The sequence below is a fragment of the Streptomyces pseudogriseolus genome (assembly GCA_002154585.1).
GTDB classification, from domain to species: Bacteria; Actinomycetota; Actinomycetes; order Streptomycetales; family Streptomycetaceae; genus Streptomyces; species Streptomyces pseudogriseolus.
Window position 1 is genome coordinate 1 of record MUNG01000438.1, and the last position, 4,273, is coordinate 4,273.

Consider the following 4,273-nt stretch of genomic DNA (forward strand, 5'->3'; position numbering starts at 1 on the left):
CCTGCGGGGGCGGGTGGGTCGTTCGAGGTCATGGCCCCCGCAGGCTACCGCTACCGTCCCCGCAGGCGGCGTACGAGGATGCTGGCGTCCCCGCGGCTCTCCAGGTCGGCGAGGACCACGGCGACCGCCTCGCGGACGATGCGTCCGCGGTCGACGGCGAGGCCGTGCTCACCGCGCAGGACCAGGCGCGCGTGCTCCAGGTCCATCAGCTCCTCGGCGGAGACGTACACGGTGATCTTCTCGTCGTGCCGCTCGCGGCCGCTGGGCCGCCGTGCCGCGGGCCGTCCCCGCTTGCGGGGGGCCGCGGCGGCCGCGCCGTCGGCGGCGGGCGCCGCGCGGCGTCCGGCGCCCGCGGCGCCCCGGCTGCGGGACTCCGCGGCCTCGGCGGGCTCCACGTCCGCCGCGACGTGCTCCGCGCCCTCGCCGTCGCCGCCCTGCACGGGCACCGACTGCGGCGCGTCCTCATGGGCGGCGGCGGCCGCGTCGCCCTCCCCCGCGGGAGCGGGGACACGGGCGTCGCCGCCGCGCCTGGGGGTGGACGCCTGGAGCCCCATCCCCCCTGTCGTACGGAAGAGTTCGTCGGCCCCCGGCAGACTCACTCGGCGTGACACCGGGCGAGCACCTCCCTGGCGAGCTGACGGTAGGCGGCGGCGCCGACGGAGTTGGACGCGTACGTGGTGATCGGCTCACCGGCGACCGTGGTCTCCGGGAAGCGGACCGTGCGTCCGATGACCGTGTGGTAGACGTGGTCGTCGAACGCCTCGACCACCCGCGCGAGCACCTCACGGCTGTGCACCGTGCGCGAGTCGTACATGGTGGCGAGGATCCCGTCGAGCTCCAGCTCCGGGTTGAGCCGCTCCTGGACCTTCTCGATGGTCTCGGTCAGCAGGGCCACACCGCGCAGCGCGAAGAACTCGCACTCCAGCGGCACGATCACCTTGTGCGCCGCGGTCAGCGCGTTGACCGTGAGCAGGCCGAGCGAGGGCTGGCAGTCGATGACGATGTAGTCGTAGTCGTCCATCAGCGGCTTCAGCGCCCGCTGAAGCGTCGACTCGCGCGCGACCTCGCTCACCAGCTGGACCTCGGCCGCCGACAGGTCGATGTTGCTGGGCAGCAGGTCCATGTTGGGGACCGCGGTCTTCAGCAGCACCTCGTCGGCCGCCATGCCCCGCTCCATGAGCAGGTTGTAGACGGTGAGGTCGAGCTCCATCGGGTTGACGCCGAGTCCGACCGACAGCGCGCCCTGCGGGTCGAAGTCGACGAGCAGCACCCGGCGTCCGTACTCCGCGAGCGCGGCGCCCAGGTTGATGGTCGACGTGGTCTTGCCGACGCCGCCCTTCTGGTTGCACATCGCGATGATCTTCGCGGGTCCGTGGTCGGTCAGCGGGCCCGGGATCGGGAAGTACGGCAGCGGGCGCCCGGTCGGGCCGATGCGCTCACGGCGCTGACGGGCCGCGTCGGGCGCGAGCGTGGCCGCGTACTCCGGATCGGGCTCGTACTCGGCGTCGGGGTCGTAGAAGTGCCCCTCGGGCAGTTCGTCGTAGTCGGCGAAATGGTTGTGGGGCGCGCCACTTCCGTCGCCGGCCATGGCGTTCACGTGATGGCCATCCATGCTCTGGTGTGCTGGGTGAGTCACTCCTGGAGTTCCGTGACTCTGGTGGGCTGCGAAGGTGCGCACAGCGACGGAGCCGACAGCAGCGAATCCCGCGGACCCCTGGCCCGGCGCAGGCATTCCTGGTTGACCACCCCCGGGAGTAAATGTCGACTCATTCACAAGTCGTCTTACCTCCTTGGTGACCAGGAAACTTCTAGACAGGTCAGCGTGGCACCATGCCGACGGTTGGCGACTCTATGGCGTGTCGGGCATCCGCAGCAACACAATCCGCCGGACCCGGCCCGATGTGTCGGCAATGAAACATCCCTCTGTCAAGGGCGTACGGCCGTCGCACAGCAGGTTTCACGGGTGTACGAATCGGTAGAAGGGTTACGTTCGAGGCGAGTTGCTCGCGAACCAGGACGTGACCATACACACACCGGGCCGGACCTTGGCGCGCAAGGTCCGGCCCGGTGCGACGCGTTGACGTCCCGAGTTGACGTATCGCCTTTGCGGATCGGTGACTTGGTCGACTTGGCGTCGCGCCGCGGCTCAGCCGAGCAGCGAGGCGAGCTCCACGTGCTCCAGCCCGTGCGCCTCGGCGACCTCCTTGTAAACGACCTTGCCGTCATGGGTGTTGAGACCCTTGGCGAGCGCCGGGTCGCGGCGCAGCGCCTCCACCCAGCCGCGGTCGGCGAGTTCGACGATGTACGGCAGCGTGGCGTTGGTGAGCGCGTAGGTCGAGGTGTTGGGCACCGCGCCGGGCATGTTGGCGACGCAGTAGAAGACCGACTCGTGGACCTTGAAGGTCGGTTCGGCGTGCGTGGTCGGACGGGAGTCCTCGAAGCAGCCGCCCTGGTCGATCGCGATGTCGACAAGGACACTTCCGGCTTTCATCCGGGAGACCAGCTCGTTGGTGACCAGCTTCGGCGCCTTGGCGCCCGGCACCAGCACGGCGCCGATCACCAGGTCGGCCTCCAGGCAGGCCTTCTCCAGCTCGAAGGAGTTGGAGACGACGGTCTGGATGCGCGTGCCGAAGACCTTGTCGGCCTCCTTGAGCTTGTTGATGTCCTTGTCGAGCAGGGTCACGTGGAAGCCCATGCCGATGGCGATCTGCGCGGCGTTCCAGCCGGACACGCCGGCGCCGATGACGACCGCGCGGCCGGCCAGCACGCCGGGGACGCCGCCGGGGAGCACCCCGCGGCCGCCGTGGGCGCGCATCAGGTGGTAGGCGCCGACCTGGGTGGAGAGGCGGCCGGCGACCTCGGACATCGGGGCGAGCAGGGGCAGGGCCCGGTTGGGGAGCTCGACGGTCTCGTAGGCGATGGCGGTGGTGCCGGACTCCAGCAGGGCGTCCGTGCACTCCTTGGACGCGGCCAGGTGCAGGTAGGTGAAGAGCGTCTGGTCCTTGCGCAGGCGGTGGTACTCCTCCGCGACCGGCTCCTTGACCTTGAGCAGCAGGTCGGCGGCGGCCCAGACCTCGTCGGCGGTGTCCAGGATCTGCCCGCCCGCGGCGATGTACTCGCCGTCCGGGATCGAGGAGCCGACACCTGCGCCGCGCTCGATGACGACCTGGTGGCCGTGGCGCACGAGCTCGTGCACGCCGGCGGGGGTGATGGCCACCCGGAACTCGTTGTTCTTGACCTCGCGGGGGATGCCGACCTTCACGTCGATCACGGTCCTTGGCTCAGAGGGTATGGGGATATCGCTACACATACCCGGGCACGCACGGGCACACCGGGAGAGACCGCAGGAGATGGTGCGGCAGAGCCAGTCTAATGAAGGTGTTCCCGCTGTCTAGCCTTCCATTGCATCAATCTTCAGCGGAAGCGCTACGGATTTCGCAGGCGTTAGCTCCATGTTCCGGCTCGGAGTCGCCTTCGGGGGCCTCCTCCGCCAGCATGCGCTCGGCCGTGCTCCGGTGCAGCGCGGCCGACGCGGGGTCGCCGAGACGCTCGTAGGAGTCGGCCAGGCGCAGGTGCAGCGCGGCCTGGAGCCGGGTGTCCTCGGCGCGCCGCGCCCACTCCACGGCCTCCCGGCAGGTGCGCAGCGACTCCTCCAGCCGCCCCGCGTACTCCTGCACCCGGCCCAGTTCGCTCAGCGCCCGTGCCTGCGCGGCCACGTCCCCGTCCCTGCGGTGTCCGGCGACGGCCGCGCGCCAGTTGCGCATCGCCTCTCCGTAGCGGCCGGCGTAGGTGTGGGCGGCGCCGATGCGGCCGTAGAGCCGGGCGGCCTCGGGGCGCTCGTCGCGGGCGAGGCGCTCGGCGAGGGCGCGGCCGTACCAGTCGGCCGCCCGGTCGTAGTCCCCGAGGTCCAGGTGCGCGCCGCCGACGGATTCCATCGCGCGGCCGGTGGCGTACGGGTCGTTCGCCTCGCGTCCGGCGTCCAGGGCGGCCCGGTAGCGGGCCAGCGCCTCGGTGGTGCGGCCGGTGCGGGCGTCGAGGTCGCCGAGGTTGAGCAGGGCGGCGGCCCGTTCCCGGGGCAGGTTCCTGCGCTCGGCGACGTCGAGAACGAGGTGGTGGATGTCGTGGAGGTCGCTCGCGGCGGCGCGGGTGCCGAAGTGGGCGACCAGGGCCCGCACCAGCTGGGACATCAGCCGCCGGGCCAGGGTGTCCAGCTCCCCGTCGGCCACCGCGAGCCGGGCGGCCGCCAGCAGGGCGGGGCGGCGCAGGCGCAGCC

The 4,273-nt window shown here is 71.3% G+C and carries 4 protein-coding genes; all 4 read right to left on the reverse strand.

Annotated elements, in window-relative coordinates; all coding sequences use genetic code 11:
• Nucleotides 1-50: 50 nt before the first annotated feature.
• A complete protein-coding gene (locus tag CCN29_RS30295; RefSeq protein ID WP_442538569.1) occupies nucleotides 51-554 on the reverse strand; it encodes a hypothetical protein in 504 nt (167 codons plus the stop codon).
• Between the two features lie 41 nt (nucleotides 555-595).
• Nucleotides 596-1,732, reverse strand: a complete 1,137-nt coding sequence (locus tag CCN29_RS30300; RefSeq protein ID WP_078592272.1) for a ParA family protein — start codon at nucleotides 1,730-1,732, stop codon at nucleotides 596-598.
• 414 nt (nucleotides 1,733-2,146) lie between these two features.
• Nucleotides 2,147-3,271, reverse strand: coding sequence for an alanine dehydrogenase (ald, locus tag CCN29_RS30305; RefSeq protein WP_086685722.1), 1,125 nt, complete (start codon nucleotides 3,269-3,271; stop codon nucleotides 2,147-2,149).
• A 136-nt stretch (nucleotides 3,272-3,407) separates the two neighbouring features.
• A partial coding sequence (locus CCN29_RS30310) for a tetratricopeptide repeat protein (protein WP_143661411.1) occupies nucleotides 3,408-4,273 on the reverse strand: 866 nt, incomplete at its 5' end.

Coding starts and splice junctions, on each gene's coding strand:
- CCN29_RS30295 (WP_442538569.1), bottom strand. CDS start 554: ATGGGGCTCCAGGCGTCCACCCCCAGGCGCGGCGGCGACGCCCGTGTC.
- CCN29_RS30300 (WP_078592272.1), bottom strand. CDS start 1,732: ATGCCTGCGCCGGGCCAGGGGTCCGCGGGATTCGCTGCTGTCGGCTCC.